Origin of the sequence: Ornithinibacillus scapharcae TW25, assembly GCF_000190475.1 — a bacterium.
GTDB classification, from domain to species: Bacteria; Bacillota; Bacilli; order Bacillales; family Amphibacillaceae; genus Ornithinibacillus; species Ornithinibacillus scapharcae.
Map to the genome: position 1 here is coordinate 60,027 of NZ_AEWH01000024.1, position 17,826 is coordinate 77,852.

Consider the following 17,826-nt stretch of genomic DNA (forward strand, 5'->3'; position numbering starts at 1 on the left):
CTCCAATTTAAATTAACTTTTAAGTAAAGTATTACTACATAGGTTCCTATTGTTGTTGACACCTCCCACTAGTTCTTTATTGAGAACGATCAAGCCATAAAAAAGACCAACGCCTCGGAATATGTTGGAAAACTATGTGTCATACTTTATTTAGATTTGGTGTAGGCGACAAGAATAGAAAACACCTACTAAGTATTATGTACTATTTACAAAGGATTATACCTATTTTCATAGATTAATAAGTGAGACGCCTGAACTCTGGTCTCACGGTATCCTAAGCACAATAGTAACGTGTTAGGGTACTAGATAATTATACCCACGTTGACACGCTGGTTATAGTATAAATTATTAATTCCTGAAAGGGAATGTTGAAAAAACGCCATATTTCTTTAAAAAGAACAAAAATTACCATTTTTTCTCTAAAATGGTCTTAATAACGAACTAAAACAACGATTATCAGCCGATATTGGGAAGAGTATAGGCATGTGGTGAAGGTTGGAAGGAATGTTACGAATAGGAGGGACAATGTTTGGGAAGGGATGGCCAATATTCGCTACAACATAGCCGATTTATCAGAAATCTATACTCTTTCCAAAAGCATCTTAATCCCTATGATCACCATAAAAAAAGAGCGATTATCCCTAGATAATCGCTCTATAATATTATTCAATTTCTAGATGCTGTTTCAGCTCTAACTTCTTCTGTTCTAAGGCTGCTTCATCAAGCTTCCAATAGTAAGCATTAGATGGTTGGTAGTCAGTTCCTTCTAAAGATGAGCTTTCAATGGATAGGTTAGTTCCTTCTAAACCATAGGAAATGAAGCTCTTCATTTCATCAAATGTTAAATTGGTTTTCATATTGTCACCAACTGCTTCAATTACATCTCCATATTTGAAGACAGATCCTAAGGAAGCACCTTTTTTAACAATTGCTTTAATGATTTCTTGTTGTCGTTTACCACGTTCGATATCATTATCGTAATGACGTGTTCTAGCAAATGCTAAAGCTTCCTCACCATTTAGCTCCTGTTCTCCAGGTAACAGGTGAATGGCATCTGCAACGTCTTGAGAGTTCTGCTCATACATTTCGTACGGTACATCAACTGTGATACCACCTAAAGCTTCAACGATATCAATGAATGCCTCGAAATTAACACGGACATAGTAATCAACTGGAATATCGAAAAGATTCTCTACTGTTTCTATTGTTGCTTGTGGTCCGCCGTGTGCGTGAGCATGATTTATTCTAGTTTCGTAACCCACTTTAGGAATGTAGACCAAGGAGTCACGTGGTATACTTACCATTTTTACACTTTTCTCTTTACTATTCAGTGTAGCTAGAATTAGTGCATCAGATCGAGGGTTAGCATCATTTCTCTTTTCGCTTGTATCAACCCCGATGAAGAGTATGGAAACATTATCATCGGCTGGATTAACCACTTCCTCACGTAGTTCTGATTTACCTCCAGCACGTGTATCTTCTTCATGTGAAGCAGTAAAAACTGTGTCTGCTTTTATATATAACGAAATTAAAAAACCAGCTGCAGATAGAAAAAGAATTAATAGCGGAGCAAGAACATAGACTCTACGACGTAGCTTACGCTTTTTTCTCCTTCTACTTACTCTTGTATGTGGCATAAGTGTATTTCCCCTTTTATAACCATTAAATATAGTCTTTTCTATATAGACGAAAAAAATTTATAAAGTGTTCAGTAAATCAATCAAAAAGTCACTTTAAACATTGTACTACTAATCATTGTATTCGTAAATTAAAATTTGATTAGAATTAGATAACAATAAAATGACTATCCCACTTGGTGTTTCGGACTTTTTCTTTCCATGATAAAATCAACTAAATGATTGCTAGAATTCCCTTTTGAATATTTATTCCATATGGAAGAAAAGTGAGCTATTTTCTCTAAATCAACGTTCTCTTCTTTGATAGTCGTAATAATTTCTTCTGTAGTATAGACGATTGGACCAGGAGATTCCGACACATAATCTTTACGAAGTCCTGGATATTCTGTTAAGTCATAAGCATAAAAAATGATCGGCTTATGAAAGATTGAGAATTCGCAGGGAACAGAAGAATAGTCCGTTATAAGTATGTCTGTTACTAATAACAGGTGATTCACATCATAATAATCGGTCACATCAAATACAAAATCTTCATATCCATGTTGTAACTCATATCGAACTGCAGGATGATTTTTAATTAATAAAATATAGTCTTGTGAGAGTTCCTCATACATACGACTAACATCCAATTGAATTCGATAATGGTTCAATTGATTTTCTCGAAAGGTCGGTGCATATAGAATAACTTTTTTCTGGCGAGTATGAGGCAGATAATCATCAATAGCCTGTAATGCATGATTTCTCTCCAGCTGATTATAAAAAAAGTCAGTTCTTGGAACTCCAGTCCGCAGCATTGTTTCACTTGGTCGTCCAAAGCTCTCCTCAAAAATTTCTGCCATTCTGTCGGAGCCAACAGTAATATAATGAAAACGATTGTATACTTGCTGGAACCGTTTAATAGCTTTCGGCGTGCGATTTTTAATGGAAGGGTCTTGCAGACCGAATTTTTTCAGTGCCCCAGTTGCATGCCAAAGCTGTATACAAGTCGCACCCTTGCGAAACTTCGTCACAGCTAGGAATCCAAAATAGTTATCTACTAATATAGTAGTAGCGGTTGCTAAGTGATAGATAGATTTTATATAAGCTATTGGTCTAGTAAGATGAAATGGAATTATTGTTGCTATTGATTCATCAAATTCATATTTGCACATAGAGTCCCTCACGATAATAATCGGTTCATTGGAGGATTTACGCAGTGCACGGGTTGTATAGTATATGTTATCTCCAAATGAAGCGAAACCAACAGTCTTCTCCTGGAGCGGAAATAATTTGGCTAACATAAACAAAATTTTAAATATAAATAAATAGATGGAAATAATGAATTCTCTTATCATACTACCTCCGGAAAAGATAGACTTTTAATCGTTATCCCACATTACAACTTGTTAGGACCCTAACATTCCATAAGAATGTCGTATCAATTTATTTCCAAAATAATTGAGATAACAGGACGAATCTAAAAAATTCACCCTACTATCTCATGTTATCACACTTGCCTATGATATTCCTTATCAATAGTTAATTTTCACTGCTATAATAGTCACTGATCTCAAGTGGGGACAGCTCCAAGTGCTCTCTGAGCTCATTAGTTGTTGTTAGCCTACTGTCTTCATCTACTTGGTAATACCATAAACCATCGTCCATATAGCCACCAAAACCATCTAAACTAGTTGATTCAATCCGTAATTTTTTGTCTAGTGCGTACGATGTAAAAGTTTTCATTTCATCAAACGTTAAATTGGTTGTCATGTTATTGCCAACAGCTTCAATTAAATCATCTAATTTCAGAATAGAAGATACAGATGCTGCTTTTCTAGCAACGGCTTTAATTATCTCGATTTGACGTTTACCACGTTCTATATCATTATCGTACTTCCGTGTTCTAGCAACAGCTAGTGCTTCTTCACCATTTAATTCTTGATAACCTTCTTCTAGGTGAATGGAATCCTCATTCTCTTTTGAATCAATTTCCACCATTTCATATGGAACATCAAACATAATTCCACCTAGAGAATCAACTACTTCAATAAATGCTTTAAAATTCACCCTAACATAATAGTCAACCGGTACTTGTAGGAAGTTTTCCACTGTTTCAACGGTTGCGCTAGGGCCACCATACGCATGGGCATGGTTAATTTTTGTATAACGCTCTACTTCTGGTACATAGACATACGTATCCCGAGGAATACTTAATAACTTGATATTTCCATCTGCTTTGTTAAATGTTGCTAAAATTAACGTATCTGATCGACTACTGTCACCATAATTACGCTTATCATTGTCATCAATTCCAATAATTAATACAGATACACTGTCCTCGATAGGATCTACTTTATCATCTCGTAGCCCAGAGGTGTCGTTTTCTTCATCATGACTTCTATCAACAGCTTCATAAGATTGTTCTGCTGTATCTTCTGCCTTGTTGTACAGATACATTCCATACGTAACAAGACTTCCCAACAGTAGTAGAACAATTCCTAATACGACAAGCAAGATAATGGTTCTTTTACGTATCTTGCGTTGTTTTGGTTTAGTTTGTTCTGACATTTTAAATCCCCTTAACATTAGTTGGTACAATTTTACTATGAATAAGGCTGTATGTAAATTATGTGCTTAAGATAAATTTTTGCCACCAACTGTCACTTTTTATCGATTATATAGGTGAAAGGAGGTGGAGACATGGCAGTAGCAAATTTAACAACTTCTCAGTTACGTTTAGTATTTCAAGATGGAAATGACCCTATTACTGGAAAACCAGTGTTTAAGGGGAAGAGCTTCAACAATGTAAAGACAATTGCAACAGCAGACCAGCTGTATGCCATTGCAAATGCATTTTCAGGTTTGCAAGCATTAGTGCTTTATAATGTAGAGCGTAAAGATAGTTTGGATATTCATCAGGCTTAAAGGTAGCACATTATAAATAGAAGGGAGGGAATATGATGAAACAACTTGAACTGAAATTTGAAAATCAAGATGGAAAAACGGTTACCTATTCATTGGACAATCCAATTGAGCCAGTAGATCCTACTGTGGTTTCAGCTGCAATGGATGTCATTCTTGCTCAAAACGTTTTCGAAACAAGTGGTGGAGATTTAGTTGCGAAAAAAAGCGCTCGTCTTGTTGAGCGTAATGTTGAAGAGGTAGAAATAATCTTATAAGAAAATGGGGGCTGTAGAGAGGTTTCTCTGCAGCTTCTTTTTCTTACAGCATTAATCAATCAACTCAATGAGAAGGGGTGAAATTTTGGATAATTGGATATCACTCATAACGGAAGTGGGTTTTCCGATTGCGGTAACGTTTTACTTATTGCACCGTATTGAAGGAAAGCTAAACACCTTAATTGAGTCCATCCACACTTTACCAGATAGAATGAAATGAATTTAAAGGGACTTGCCTTCAGTGGAGGTAAGTCCCAATTTTATGGCATTAAACTGACTGTGTTGCCACAACGGTATTTTACTATCGAATCAACTGAAAATCATCCTGCATCCGATCCATTAAAGCCGCCATTACCGCTCTTGTTGAAGTAACAGTAGGACCAAAAGTACCGTCTGGTAGCCCTTCTAATATTCCTTGTTGATAAAGGGCCATGATTGGTTGGTAAGACCATTTCTCCTCTACCACATCTGGGAAAGGATTGGTCATGTCTAAATTAACCGTATAATCAAATATATTTTGAAACATCTTTGCTAATTCTTCTCTAGTCAGGGGACCTGATGGATCAAATGTTGTTGGAGACTTACCGGTTACATATCCGAGTTCCCTGGCAATCTCAATCTGTTTCTGTGCCCAATGTCCCTCTGTATCCTTAAACTGGTATGTCTTAGGTGTTATATTTTCCTTTCCAAGTGCTCGGACAATCGTTACAGCTCCTTCTGCTCTAGTCAATGTCTTGCCGGGAGAAAAGGTTATACTACCTGTCCCCGTCATCCAGCCGAGATCAGAAATCCGTTTGATATTGGCTTCTGCCCAATGATTTGATCGAACATCTCGAAAGAAAATACTATTTAGCCACAAGGAGTAATAATCCCATGTTTCTGGTGTCTCATGGTTTAATGCCCATGAACCGGTTCCTTTAATTCCGTATTTACTTGGAACGCGTAATTTTGCTTTTATGGCAGGCTCATTATCATACCAAATAATATAATTACCTGCTGTTAATTCGGTAGTATTGATAAAGTAGGACTGTCCTTGTGGGATGGAAAAAGTAGCAAAGGAGGATTGTGTTACGTCATCTAATGTGACTTTGCCTCCAAATTTGTCGACTAAGTCTTCCACTCTTGTACTGGAAAGTCCCATTCCGGTTATGCTTTTTCCGGAAGCAGTTGGTCCATCCAGTTTCCACATCCGTCCGTAAAAAGGGAGACCTGCAACAATCTTATCCTTCGGAACCCCTCGATTAATCGCATATTGGACGGATCGTTCAAAGAATTGAATGCTAGATACTGGACCAATTGGGCTATCGGGTGATTCCCAGGATTCATCATAGGCCATTATCATAATATAATCGACATACTTGGAAAGCTCATAATAATCATAGAATCCATGCCAACCAGTATTCCATCCATTTGGGTTTGCCGCTGCTGCAACGGATACTTCCTTGTCAGCTGGTAGGTATTTTCGCAGAAGCCTAATAAAATCTGTATGTTGACTGCGATAGGAACTATCTACTCCTTCGATGTCTACATTGACACCATCAAGCTTGTATTTAATGACGGCATTTGCTATCTCTTGTGCAAGCTCATCGCGTCTATCCAATGCTTTTTTTCCAGCTGTTTTATTCCAGTGGTTTGCTAGGAAAGGTACTACTCGGATTCCTCTACGGTGCATTTCATCAATAAAAGAAGTTTGTAGCTTCCAGGTTATGGCTAAGTCTCCAGTCTCCGTTATATCAAAATAATTTGGCGATACCACATCCAAACTTCCCTTTGTTTTATCTACTTGGGTGATATAAGTGCTGGGAGAACCGAAAAATAAATAGGACATATTAAACTTTTCGTTTTGTGAATGTGAAGGTGTGCTTTGGTGAAGAAATGTTAAGGCAAAGGTTGCTATAATCATGATGAAGATCCTAACCTTCTTCATTTAGATACCTCCTATATTATCGATAGGTGCCAAGAAATACATATTCGTTATCGACTTTAGCTATTTCATACGTAATGTGATAGTAAGGGATAGAACCCATTTTTAAGGCTGTTAGATTCCCATTTGGACCTACACCAATTTCATGAAAGAATGCGTCTACATCATGTACCTCGATGTTTGGATGCATGACCTGAATGACTTGATACCATGCGGATAGCATTTTCATGGCGTCTACACTGGACTTTGTATAGGCTCCGACAGATTGAACATAATCACTCGTAACATGTACTTGCAGTTCCAAATTATTGGCTAATGAAGCAGTATAGGTAATGCCATCATCTGTTTGAGTCTCTTGGAATTCCTTGATATATAGGTTTGAGTAATTAGCGTCAGAAATAGCATTCCAACGTTCTTTGAAATTATCAAATGGTAAATCTCTAATCATTTCTACCTGTGAAGCTTCATCTCCAAGATACTGCTCAGGTGGTGTATTTGGATCCACAGGGATTGCACGCTGCATATCATCAAGCTCTGGTTGTGCTTCTTCAATTTCTTCTGCATCTGACTGTTCTTTGTTTTCCTCCTCAGGTAATATCTTGTCTTCTTCCGTTAAACCATCCAGAGGAGAATCTAGAGGAGGTTCTTCTTCTCCAGCTTCCTTGGGGGTATTGGAAAGGTTCATGAAGGGATCAGTATTATTTTGTTCTGACTCTGTCTCAGAATTCGTACATGCTGTTATTAGGAATATAGATAGGATAATTAGTACAATTTGAATGTTATTCCTCATGTCATCACCTACTCTTCTTAATTCCTACTTATTATGGAATAAATGGTCTTAATTATGTGCAGGAGACAATGAAAGAATAAAAAAAGAACGCTTGCAAGAAGCGTTCTTAGGAATTAACCGTTATTTACTTTATAAAGATCTTCTTTTATCTTACTTGTAGAGATTCCGATTGTTCTAGGGAGATAAACGACTTCACAGTGTTCCTTAAGAAAATCGAATTTTCCTTCCCAATCGTCTCCCATTACAAAGATATCAACGTTATGGTGAATGACATCATTCACTTTTTGTTCCCATTTTTCCTCTGGGATCACTTCATCTACATAACGTATTGCTTCTAGAATTATTTTTCTATTTTCATAGCTGTGATAGGCTTTTTTATTCTTGATTTGATTGAATTCATCTGTTGATATGGCAACAATTAAATAATCGCCAAGTTCCTTTGCACGTCTGAGAAGATTAATATGTCCGTTGTGAATTAAATCAAAGGTTCCGTACGTAATCACTTTTTTCAATGGACCTAACCCCCAATCTATTTGGATTGCTCGTGGGTTGCAAAATTTAGTTATTATTATAATAGCACAACTTTACAAAAACTTAACATTGAATTTACAATAGGGATAATAATGCGTGACCAGGATTATGATGATATACATATTATTTTTTCCTAAATGAAAATAAACAATCCTGGGAGAGGGGAAAAAAAGTTGGGTACCAATGCAAATAGAGCATTACAGGCAATCCGTTTAGATGGTACAACGTACACGTTAACCATTTCCATACAACCATCATTTATAGAGAATTATGAGAGTATTTCGTTTGAGTTGCTCCAACGCAATACAGAAAATAGCCTTACACTGACCTGTGAAAGGACAGTATTGGTAGATGGTTACTATCAATACGAAGTGATGGTCGAAATGAAGAAAGTAATCGCTATGTTTCCAGATGAAGAAATATTGGACCTTGTCATCGTACGTTCTAATGGAGAGGATGAAAACCATTCTCGAATAAAGAGTAATTATGATAATATGGAATTTCTTCGGATTCAGTTGGGAGATAATATGATTTTTTACCCTGGAACAACGAAAATGGGTAATTTAAGCTTTTATAAAAAAGAAGAATTTTTTTTGGCTAAGATTCAAGAAGTGGATGTAACAGCAGATGCTATATTAATGATGACCGGTATGTTCCTTCCACCTAAAGGGGTGAAAATTGCCCAATTAAATCTTCTTATTAAATTACATGAGGATGAATGGCAAAGTGTTCCGATACAGCAAGAAAAAATGGACGATTCATATGCTGGAAGTAATTGGTATCGTCCCGTTAGCCAGAACGGAATATCAGCAAAAGTGGACTTACAGCCATATATGATGGAGAAAGAAAGTTCGCTAAAGTTTTATATAGAAGCAACACTAGAAAGTGGTGAGATTTTACAAAGCCAACGGGTGAAGGTCAATCATCTTGGTCATAAATTTCCTGTTCAAGTCATGAAGAAAATGGGTAATAGGAAGTACCGGATAACGGTAAAACCAACTAAAAGATCAAGGTACTTGTCGGTCAGTATTTCCGAATACAAGTTTGTATCAGAAATGAAACGAAGCACTAGAGATAAATGGGTGTCCATTCGTAGAAGTAAACAATTGCTTAAACTTTTTACATTTGCATTTAAAGTGTTAGGGATAGTTTTCCCTGCTGATAAAAAGCTTGTCATGTTTGAAAGCTTCCATGGAAAACAATACAGTGATAACCCAAGGGCGATCTATGAATATATGCGGGAGAATAATCCTGATTACAAGTTAGTGTGGAGCTTTGACCGGAGACATATTGGGAAATTTCAGGACTTAGATATTAGTATGGTACGCAGGTTTTCAGTTCCCTGGTTACTTCTGATGACTAGAGCGAATTACTGGGTTACGAATGCCCGATTACCACTTTGGATTCCAAAGCCAAAGCATACCATTTACTTGCAAACATGGCATGGAACACCATTAAAACGTCTTGCCGCTGATATGGAAGAGGTTCATATGCCAGGAACAAATACCGAAAAGTATAAGGAGAATTTTGTGAGTGAAGCGGCTAAATGGGATTATTTAATTTCACCGAACCAGTATTCCAGTAAAATTTTTCGTCGTGCCTTTCAATTCGAGCAAGAAATGGTAGAATCAGGGTATCCGAGGAACGACTTTTTATATCAAGCTAATACAAAAGAGTCCATACAAAACATCAAAGCAAAACTAGGAATAGGCCCTGAAAAGAAAGTTATCTTATATGCTCCAACTTGGCGAGATAACCAGTTTTATAGTAAGGGTAAATACAAGTTTAATTTGGAGCTTGATTTGACGAAGATGCAGGCAGAGTTTGGTGAGACACATGTCATCGTTCTGAGACTTCATTATTTAGTCTCGGAGAATTTAGATATCAGTGATTATGAAGGATTTGTGTATGACTACTCCAATCAGGAGGACATAAGGGATTTATATTTGATCTCTGATATGTTAATTACAGATTATTCATCGGTATTTTTTGATTATGCGAATCTAAAGCGACCTGTCTTTTTCTTTGTATATGATATGGAGAATTATCGAGATAATCTACGAGGTTTCTATTTTGATTTCGAAAAAAAGGCTCCAGGGCCACTTACGAGAACGACAGAAGAGTTAATTCATGAGATCAAGAGAATAGCGGAGAACGAGTTTACGTTCGATGAGGAGTTTTACAATCGTTTTTGTTACTTAGAGGACGGTTTTGCGGCTAAACGCGTAGTGGAGAGAGTATTCCACTAGGAGAGGAAACAGATATATGAAGGCGGTTATCACAGTATTAACGGAACAAGTAAAATACTTCTATTTACTTCGTAGATTATCGTGGTACGAAGTAAAGAGCAAAAATAAAATGACCTATTTAGGACTAGGCTGGGAACTCATTAATCCTGGTATTCAAATTGCTATCTATTGGTTTATTTTTGGGTATGGAATTCGCAAGGGGGAAGGAATTGATGGAGATCCATTTTTCCAATGGATGTTAGCTGGAATCATCGTATGGTTTTTCTTTAACCCGGCAATCATCGAAAGCTCAAAATCCATTTATCAACGTGTGAAAATGTTATCGAAAATGAATTTTCCAATGAGCTTAATTCCTAATATGGTGATTTTCTCGAAGTTTTATTCGCATATTGGGTTACTACTATTGGTTATCCTTATATTAAATATTTCGGGTTATCCAATTTCCATTTATTACTTACAGTTGCCATTGTTTATTATTGCTACGTACTTATTTATTTTTGCATTATCACTGATTACATCCACATTAAATACGTTCATTCGTGACCTTCAGATGCTGCTTCAGGCTGTGTTGCGAATGTTGTTATACATGACGCCAATTCTGTGGGCAACCTTCTCATTACCAGAGTGGATTCAGAGTATGATGAAAATTAACCCGCTATATTATTTGGTAGAAGGATATCGAGCAGCGTTGTTGGGAAAGGGATGGTATTTCCTAGCTAATCCGGGATATTCTTTGTATTTCTGGGGCGTAACATTGTTCCTACTAATTGTAGGCTCAAGTCTTCATGTGAAATTTAGACGACGCTTTATAGACTTTATTTAATCATTCGTAGTATTAGGGTAGGAGTTGTATGGAACATGGAAACATCAATCTCAGTTCGCAACGTGACAAAGAGGCATAAACTCTATGCTGGAACATCAGAGAAGCTAAAAGATATTTTCCTTCGTAAGGATTATGGAGAGGATTTCTATGCCTTAAAAGGAATTAGTTTTGAAGCGAAGGCAGGAGAAGTAATTGGTTTTGTAGGCATAAATGGTGCAGGGAAGTCGACCCTATCTAATATTATTGCAGGTATTTTGCCAGAAACGTCTGGTGAGGTAGAAGTGAATGGAGAGGTTTCTCTCATTGCCGTCTCTTCCGGGCTTAAGGCAAATCTAACTGGACGCGAAAATATAGAGCTAAAGTGTTTGATGCTTGGATTCTCAAAGCGGGAAATTGAAAAGCTAGAACCAGGCATTATCGAATTCGCGGAGCTTGATCAATTTATTGATCAGCCAGTAAAGTCTTATTCCAGTGGGATGAAATCAAGGCTTGGTTTTGCCATTTCGGTAACAATTGACCCGGATATTATCATCATTGATGAGGCACTCTCTGTCGGAGATAAAGCCTTTTCTGAAAAAGCCTTTCATAAAATGATGGAATTCAAAAAAGCAGGCAAGACTATTATTTTTGTGAGTCATTCAACAAAGCAAATGAAGAAATTCACAGACAAGGTTCTTTGGTTAGAATTTGGGCGCGTACGAGAATTCGGACCAACAAAAGAGATCCTACCAAAGTATGATGCGTTTATTGAAGAGTATAAAGCGATGACTAAAATAGAAAAAGAGAATTATCGTAGACAAGGTCAGTCGTTGCCGATATAGGATGGAGGTTGTGCGTTAAAAGCACAACCTTTTTTTGATGGGGATTGTTGTTGTGTGAGAGAGAGGGAGATTGTCGCGTGAGAGGTGGTGTCACTGGAGAGAGAAGAGGACTGCCGCGTGAGAGATGGTGTCGCTGGAGAGAGAAGTGGACTGGCGGGAATGACAGGTGTCGCTGGAGAGAGAAGAGGACTGGCGGGAATGACAGGTGTCGCGCGAAATAGAAGAGGATTGCCGCGGGAATGACAGGTGTCGCGCGAAATAGAAGAGGATTGCCGCGGGAATGACAGGTGTCGCGCGAAATAGAAGAGGATTGCCGCGGGAATGACTAGATGTCGCGCAAGGAAGTAATAGAGTCACGCGACTGGGCTTAACTCTCGCGAAAATGTACAATTGTCGGGTTAGAATAAGTAAAGTCGAGTAAGAAATGATAATTGTCTCGCAACTTTAATATGAATCGGCACAGTAAACATAAGATATCTCATAAATGTTACAGAGCTAATTTAAAATTGTTAATTAAGTTATTATCAAGAAACTAACCTACAAGAAAAATATAATTTAATTTATACTAAATCGAAATTTCGGTTAAAAACTCTGGATGATTTAAGAGTTTTAGAAAGGTGACCTCCCTAACTCTGTCTTATATAATTGGGCAAAAATGTTAGGGTGATTTTTTTATGTTATTAAAGAAAAGGGAAATGCCAATACCTTTAATGCAGTTACAAGCACTAATACCGAGGTTGTCCCCAGACTATCCACTTTTAGCAAAGTTAAAGTGGGATGAAAAAGCTAGACTAAAAGGTTATGAGGGAGAGAGAAATATTGACTATTTTATTGGGCTTCTAGCAGATAGGTTCCATATTCTTCATGATGTTTGTCTCACGGTGAATAGTCTTATTGTACAGATAGACTCTATTATTATTTCTAATAAAGCCGTGTATATTATAGAAATGAAGAACTATAGTCAAAAGGTTATTTTTGACACCAAATTAAATCAATTCATTCAGACGGATGGGAAAGTAGATAAAGGATTTAACAATCCTATAATGCAAGCTGAGAATCAGCGTCTACAGTTACGGATGTGGCTGCAACAACACGGAATTAATATACCAATATATTTTTGGTAGTGTTTAGTAATTCCAACACAATAATTGAAGTTAAAGGAGAAGAAAGTTTAATCGCTGATGTAGTGGCACATGCGGATAATCTTCCTAAGAAGATATTAGAGAAAGAATCTATGATAGAAAATGATAGAGAATTTGATGAGCATGAAATTGGAAAAGTAATTTTAAGGGGAAGTAAGGAATTCTCATTAAATATTATGAAAGAATATAAGATTAATAGTGAGGATATTCTTTCAGGTGTCCACTGTCCAAAGTGTGGGACATTAGGAATGGAAAGGATCTATGCGAATTGGAAATGTAGGAGATGTGAGTTTCATTCGAAATTGGCACACCGAAAGGCGCTAGATGATTATTTTGTTCTTCTGGGATCAGTCATAAATAACACAACATGTAGAAAGTTCTTAAACATTAATTCAAAGGATGTTGCAACTAGAATATTAAAAACTAGCGGATTGAATTATGATGAGAAATATAGAAGATGGGAAAAAAGAAGTTGAGTCAATGGGGCAATCCCGCGCGAGATGTGCTTGCCCCGCGCGCCCCTGCGCGAGTTCATCACTCTCGCGCGATCGTGTCCAAAAGTTACGAGGGAACTAACAAAAGTCGCGCGACAACTAGTAAAATCGCGCGTGCGCCGATAAAAGTCGCACGAGAATTCCCGCCTCGCGTAAGAATAAATAAGTACCGCGCGAGCAAGAATAATAGTGTCGCGGGAGTAAGCCTGTCCCCGCGCGCCTCTGAGCACCCTGGCGCGACTTCATCACTCTCGCGCGATCGTGTCCAAAAGTTACGAGGGAACTAACAAAAGTCGCGCGACAACTAGTAAAATCGCGCGTGCGCCGATAAAAGTCGCGCGAGAATACCTGCCTCGCGCGCCTCTGGAGCACACCGGCGCGACAAAAGCCCTCACCATGAGGGCTTAATTATTTATCACAACACTATTTCCCTTGTACAAATGACAAGCAACAGAACGCCCATCCTTCTGTTCCACAAGCTCTGGCCTTTCCACCTTACAATGGTCAAAAGCTAATGGGCAGCGAGTATGAAAAGGACAACCGCTAGGTGGGTTAGCTGGATTTGGTGGTTCGCCGACCAACTGAATTCTTTCTCTTCTTTTCTCTATTTTTGTCCTTGGTACAGCGGAGAGTAGTGCCTGTGTATATGGGTGTAATGGATCTTCATAGATTGCTTGTTTTGGTCCAATTTCTACTAATCTACCGAGGTACATCACGCCCACACGGTCACTGATATGTTTCACCACACTTAAGTCATGGGCAATGAATAAATAGGTTAGATCGAATTCTTCTTGTAAATCTTTCATTAAATTTAACACTTGGGCTTGGACAGATACATCCAATGCGGAAACCGGTTCATCTCCGATAATAAACTTCGGATTTGTTGCGAGTGCACGTGCAATACCAATTCGTTGACGTTGACCACCGGAAAATTCATGTGGAAATTTGGTTCGTGCGTCCTCGGAGAGTCCGACCTTCTCAAGCATCTCAATTACCCGAGTTGTCCTCTCTTGCTTGGATATCCCCGTTTGGACGGTTAATGGTTCTTCGATAATTTTTTGTACAGAAAATCTTGGATTCAACGAAGAGTATGGATCTTGGAAAATAAGTTGCATGTCCTTTCGGTAGGATCGTAGTTCTTGATTTGTTGCCTTTCCAATATCATGGCCACCAAAAAGTATTTCACCTGCAGTTGGCTCAAGCAGGCGTAGAATAGTTCTCGCCATTGTTGATTTTCCGGAGCCAGATTCTCCAACTATTCCCAACGTTTCTCCTTTGTATATATCAAAACTAACACCATCTACAGCTTTAACATGGCCAGTAGGGCGCTTCAAGATGCCACGCCTAAAAGGGAAATATTTCTTTAAGTCTTTTACTTTAAGTAGTTTTTCCGGCATTCTTATGCCCCCTCATGTAAAAAGCATCGTGCTTGATGATTTTCTTTAATCTGTCTCAATTCCGGTGTTTTTTGTCGGCAAATATCCATGGCAAATTTACATCTAGATGCGAATCTACAGCCTTTTGGAAATTGATCTGCTGGCGTGACAGAACCTGGTATTGCTTCCAATCGTTCCACATCCTCATCTAAGTCTGGAATGCTATTTAATAGTCCCACCGTATAAGGATGTTTTGGATTTTCAAAAACTTCTTGAACGGTTGCCTCTTCCACTATCTGTCCACCGTACATAACGAGTACCCGATTAGCTACTTCAGCCACAACGCCCATATCATGGGTGATTAATAGAATGGAAGAGTTAAAATGCTCCTTCATTTCCTGCAACAAATCTAATATTTGCGCTTGGATTGTAACATCTAATGCGGTAGTTGGTTCATCCGCTATTAATAGCTTAGGTTCACAGGACATGGCAATGGCAATCATAACACGCTGTCTCATTCCACCAGATAACTGGTGTGGGTACTCTTTCATGATTTCTTCCGCTCTTGCAAATCCAACCATTTTTAGTAATTGTACACCGTTTTCATAAGCTTCTTTTTTACTCACCTTTTTATGTTTTCGAATGGATTCTGTTATTTGACTTCCAATAGTAAAAACAGGGTCTAAAGAGGTCGTCGGCTCCTGAAAAATCATCCCAATGTCTTTTCCTCGTACCTTGTTCATTTCCTTATTTGAGAGTGATAAAAGTTCTCTACCATCCAGTTTTATAGAACCTGAAAGGATTTTACCAGGTGGCGTAGGTATTAGCTGCATGATGGAAAGGGACGTGACACTTTTTCCACTACCGGATTCACCGACAAGTGCAACGGTTTCTCCCTTATTAATGGAAAAGCTTATATTATCAACTGCTTTTACTTCCTTATCCTTTGAAGGGAAAAAATAAGTTTTTAGTTCTTTAACTTCTAATAGTTTTTCTGTATTATCTGTAATGGAAGGTATAAATTTTGATGCTTGTTTTATCATGCTGAGCCTCCTACAACATAGATTTTCTATGAAACTTTCCATCTCTTTCTTATCACGTTAAACTTAAACGTAATGTGTATGATTTGGTAATCCGTTATCAATCTAGTAAAACTGAATGAAGATTCATCTTTTTAGTTTTTCTTACTAACATTATAACGAATTTACGGTATAATTAGGAATAGCTTTGTGTTCTTATTAAATGTCATCATGGATAATTTCGTTTGTCGGGTCTAGTTACATAAACAAAAGATTGTCTCAAATTAAAAAAGAGGAGTTTGTTGCATGCGAAATTTTTTCAAGATCTTCATTACCTTTAGTACGTTATTAGCACTAGTCATAGTTGTAAGTGCTTGTTCTGATAAAGAAGAAAATAGTGCAAGTAAAGGTTCCGATGAGGACAATGGGGTTAATATTCGAATTAATAATGATCCAGACTTTCTTGATCCTCATATGGCACAAGCATCTATTACGTTTCAAATGATTTTAAACATTTTTGATGGATTATTAGTAGGTGATACAGATGGATCCCTTCAACCTGCACTTGCAGAGGATTATACCATTTCAGAGGATGGATTAACGTATACGTTTACACTTCGTGATGGCGTTACTTTCCATAATGGTGACCCGTTAACGGTAGAGGATGTACAATACAGCTTTGAACGTCTGATGGGAGTAGAAACTGGAGAAGCCTTATCATCTAACTTTGAAAATGTTGCGTCCCTAGATGCACCAGATGAAAATACATTTATCATTACATTAAAAGAACCCAATTCGGCTTTTCTGTCTTATTTAACAGCGTTACATTCGGCAATTATTCCGAAGAATAACGATGGTAAGCATAATGAAAAACCGATTGGTACAGGTCCGTTCCAATTTAGTAACTATAGCCCAGAGAATAATATGGTTTTAGTGAAAAATGAAAATTACTGGAAAGAGGGTTTACCGTATTTGGATACGGTTACATTTACCTTCCAGCCTGATGATCAAACAGCTTTATTATCCTTACAAGCAGGGGAGATGGATATTGTAGCTGTTGGTTCACACCGTGTGCCGGAAGTAGAAAAGGATTTTAATATCGAATATCAAGATAGTAATTCCGTTTTGTTAGTTGGATATAACCAGCTAAAAGAACCTTTCAATGATATTCGTGTACGTCAGGCAATTAATTATGCTGTCAATAAAGACGATGTGATTGAAGCAGCATTCTCTGGCTATGCGACTAAGCTTGGTTCTAACATGAGTCCTGCAGCTGGTGAGGTTCATAAAGAAGGCTTGGAAGATGCATATGCACGTGATGTGGAAAAAGCGAAACAATTATTAGCTGAAGCTGGTTATAAAGATGGTTTCAGTACGACGTTATCCATTTCTTCTCATGCCGCACTTTATACGAATGTTGCACAGGTAGTTGTTGAAAATCTAAAAGAAGTTGGCATAGATGTCGAGATTGAGGTTGTGGAGTGGGGTGTTTGGTTAGAGAAAATCTATCAGGGTAGAGACTATGATATGACCATTATTGACTTCACTGGAGAACTTTCACCATATGAAACGATAGAACGTTATCAAAGTGATGCCAGTGGCAACCTATTTAATTTCTCAAACGAAGAATTTGATGGCTTAATGAAGGACGTTCTAACCGAGTCAAATGTAGATCGTCAAATCGAAATCTATCATCGTGCACAAGAGATTCTAAGTGAAGATGCTGCGGCTGTATATATGGCAGACTATCAAATTATCTGGGCATTAAATCCAAAACTAGAAGGATATAAATTATACCCATATTTCTTCCACGACTTGTCAGAGGTTAAGTGGAAAAAGTAGTGAAAGTAAGATACGCCTTA

The 17,826-nt window shown here is 37.7% G+C and carries 18 protein-coding genes; 10 read left to right on the forward strand and 8 right to left on the reverse strand.

Annotated features, from left to right (window positions below; translation table 11 throughout):
* Window positions 1-662 precede the first annotated feature (662 nt).
* The 3 genes from G5W_RS0106520 to G5W_RS0106530 form a co-directional block, all read right to left on the reverse strand.
* Window positions 663-1,637 carry an LCP family protein gene (locus tag G5W_RS0106520; protein ID WP_010095218.1) on the reverse strand — a complete coding sequence of 325 codons (975 nt, stop codon included), beginning with the start codon at window positions 1,635-1,637 and terminating at the stop codon, window positions 663-665.
* A gap of 167 nt (window positions 1,638-1,804) precedes the next feature.
* Window positions 1,805-2,971: a CDP-glycerol glycerophosphotransferase family protein gene (locus tag G5W_RS0106525; protein ID WP_010095219.1), complete on the reverse strand. Its 1,167-nt coding sequence runs from the start codon at window positions 2,969-2,971 to the stop codon at window positions 1,805-1,807.
* Window positions 2,972-3,155: 184 nt separating this feature from the next.
* Complete coding sequence (locus tag G5W_RS0106530) at window positions 3,156-4,184, reverse strand: LCP family protein (RefSeq protein ID WP_010095220.1); 1,029 nt, start codon at window positions 4,182-4,184, stop codon at window positions 3,156-3,158.
* A 132-nt stretch (window positions 4,185-4,316) separates the two neighbouring features.
* On the opposite strand from G5W_RS0106530, the gene G5W_RS0106535 reads away from it, so the two are divergent.
* The 3 genes from G5W_RS0106535 to G5W_RS23175 all read left to right on the forward strand — a co-directional run bounded on the left by G5W_RS0106535 (window position 4,317) and on the right by G5W_RS23175 (window position 5,015).
* Window positions 4,317-4,541 carry a DUF1659 domain-containing protein gene (locus G5W_RS0106535; protein WP_010095222.1) on the forward strand — a complete coding sequence of 75 codons (225 nt, stop codon included), beginning with the start codon at window positions 4,317-4,319 and terminating at the stop codon, window positions 4,539-4,541.
* Between the two features lie 35 nt (window positions 4,542-4,576).
* Window positions 4,577-4,795, forward strand: coding sequence for a DUF2922 domain-containing protein (locus tag G5W_RS0106540; protein ID WP_010095224.1), 219 nt, complete (start codon window positions 4,577-4,579; stop codon window positions 4,793-4,795).
* Window positions 4,796-4,880: 85 nt separating this feature from the next.
* Entirely contained in the window at window positions 4,881-5,015 is a 135-nt protein-coding gene (locus G5W_RS23175; RefSeq protein WP_010095225.1) for a YvrJ family protein, read from the forward strand.
* Window positions 5,016-5,096: 81 nt separating this feature from the next.
* On the opposite strand, the gene G5W_RS0106550 is transcribed toward G5W_RS23175, so the two are convergent.
* The 3 genes from G5W_RS0106550 to tagD form a co-directional block, all read right to left on the reverse strand.
* Window positions 5,097-6,722: a glycosyl hydrolase family 18 protein gene (locus tag G5W_RS0106550; RefSeq protein ID WP_010095226.1), complete on the reverse strand. Its 1,626-nt coding sequence runs from the start codon at window positions 6,720-6,722 to the stop codon at window positions 5,097-5,099.
* Between the two features lie 16 nt (window positions 6,723-6,738).
* Window positions 6,739-7,509 carry a hypothetical protein gene (locus G5W_RS0106555; RefSeq protein ID WP_010095227.1) on the reverse strand — a complete coding sequence of 257 codons (771 nt, stop codon included), beginning with the start codon at window positions 7,507-7,509 and terminating at the stop codon, window positions 6,739-6,741.
* A gap of 113 nt (window positions 7,510-7,622) precedes the next feature.
* Window positions 7,623-8,021 carry a glycerol-3-phosphate cytidylyltransferase gene (tagD, locus tag G5W_RS0106560; RefSeq protein ID WP_010095228.1) on the reverse strand — a complete coding sequence of 133 codons (399 nt, stop codon included), beginning with the start codon at window positions 8,019-8,021 and terminating at the stop codon, window positions 7,623-7,625.
* Window positions 8,022-8,213: 192 nt separating this feature from the next.
* Between tagD and G5W_RS23180 the strand changes: the two genes are divergently transcribed.
* The 6 genes from G5W_RS23180 (at window position 8,214) to G5W_RS0106590 (ending at window position 13,551) form a co-directional block, all read left to right on the forward strand.
* Entirely contained in the window at window positions 8,214-10,289 is a 2,076-nt protein-coding gene (locus G5W_RS23180; protein WP_010095230.1) for a CDP-glycerol glycerophosphotransferase family protein, read from the forward strand.
* Window positions 10,290-10,305: 16 nt separating this feature from the next.
* On the forward strand, window positions 10,306-11,112 hold the full coding sequence (locus G5W_RS0106570; protein ID WP_010095231.1) for an ABC transporter permease: 807 nt from the start codon (window positions 10,306-10,308) through the stop codon (window positions 11,110-11,112).
* Window positions 11,113-11,147: 35 nt separating this feature from the next.
* On the forward strand, window positions 11,148-11,933 hold the full coding sequence (gene tagH / locus G5W_RS0106575) for a teichoic acids export ABC transporter ATP-binding subunit TagH (protein ID WP_010095232.1): 786 nt from the start codon (window positions 11,148-11,150) through the stop codon (window positions 11,931-11,933).
* An 84-nt stretch (window positions 11,934-12,017) separates the two neighbouring features.
* Complete coding sequence (locus G5W_RS23725) at window positions 12,018-12,176, forward strand: hypothetical protein (protein ID WP_157998038.1); 159 nt, start codon at window positions 12,018-12,020, stop codon at window positions 12,174-12,176.
* 431 nt (window positions 12,177-12,607) lie between these two features.
* The gene (locus G5W_RS0106585; RefSeq protein WP_010095234.1) at window positions 12,608-13,057 is read left to right on the forward strand and encodes a nuclease-related domain-containing protein; all 450 of its coding nucleotides are present in this window, start codon (window positions 12,608-12,610) and stop codon (window positions 13,055-13,057) included.
* 110 nt (window positions 13,058-13,167) lie between these two features.
* Window positions 13,168-13,551: a hypothetical protein gene (locus G5W_RS0106590; protein WP_138918980.1), complete on the forward strand. Its 384-nt coding sequence runs from the start codon at window positions 13,168-13,170 to the stop codon at window positions 13,549-13,551.
* Window positions 13,552-13,973: 422 nt separating this feature from the next.
* Here G5W_RS0106590 and G5W_RS0106595 read toward each other — a convergent pair whose 3' ends face one another.
* Together G5W_RS0106595 and G5W_RS0106600 are read right to left on the reverse strand one after the other, a co-directional pair.
* Window positions 13,974-14,966, reverse strand: a complete 993-nt coding sequence (locus tag G5W_RS0106595; protein ID WP_010095238.1) for an ABC transporter ATP-binding protein — start codon at window positions 14,964-14,966, stop codon at window positions 13,974-13,976.
* Window positions 14,967-14,968: 2 nt separating this feature from the next.
* The gene (locus G5W_RS0106600) at window positions 14,969-15,988 is read right to left on the reverse strand and encodes an ABC transporter ATP-binding protein (protein ID WP_010095239.1); all 1,020 of its coding nucleotides are present in this window, start codon (window positions 15,986-15,988) and stop codon (window positions 14,969-14,971) included.
* A gap of 282 nt (window positions 15,989-16,270) precedes the next feature.
* On the opposite strand from G5W_RS0106600, the gene G5W_RS0106605 reads away from it, so the two are divergent.
* Window positions 16,271-17,806, forward strand: coding sequence for an ABC transporter substrate-binding protein (locus G5W_RS0106605; protein ID WP_010095240.1), 1,536 nt, complete (start codon window positions 16,271-16,273; stop codon window positions 17,804-17,806).
* The last annotated feature ends 20 nt before the right edge of the window (window positions 17,807-17,826 follow it).